Source organism: Tetzosporium hominis (assembly GCF_002265435.1).
Classification (GTDB): Bacteria; Bacillota; Bacilli; order Bacillales_A; family Planococcaceae; genus Chryseomicrobium; species Chryseomicrobium hominis.
Window position 1 is genome coordinate 1 of record NZ_NOKQ01000101.1, and the last position, 250, is coordinate 250.

Annotated in this window: 1 protein-coding gene; it reads right to left on the bottom strand. The window is 41.2% G+C overall.

Annotation, left to right across the window (positions count from 1 at the left end; genetic code table 11):
• Positions 1–14: 14 nt before the first annotated feature.
• Positions 15–250: alpha/beta hydrolase (locus CF394_RS00365; protein WP_207761661.1), on the bottom strand; the 236-nt coding region annotated here is incomplete at its 5' end.

A 250-nucleotide genomic window follows, 5' to 3' on the forward strand; every position in this document is an offset into this window, starting at 1 on the left:
CAACCTCCTGTTGATTACCAATCGAGCTTCTCTAAAAATTCATACACATCCTGATGGACGAGGTCACGTTCTTTGTCTAGCGTAATGACATGGCCAGATTCCTCGTACCATTTCAGCTGTTTATCATCAGTTTCCACTTCGTTGTAAATAATATTGGCGCTTTCAGTATTAATCATGTGATCATGACGTGCCTGCACCACAAATGTCGGTGAATAAATCATATCGACATTGTTCCGCACATCGGCAATTA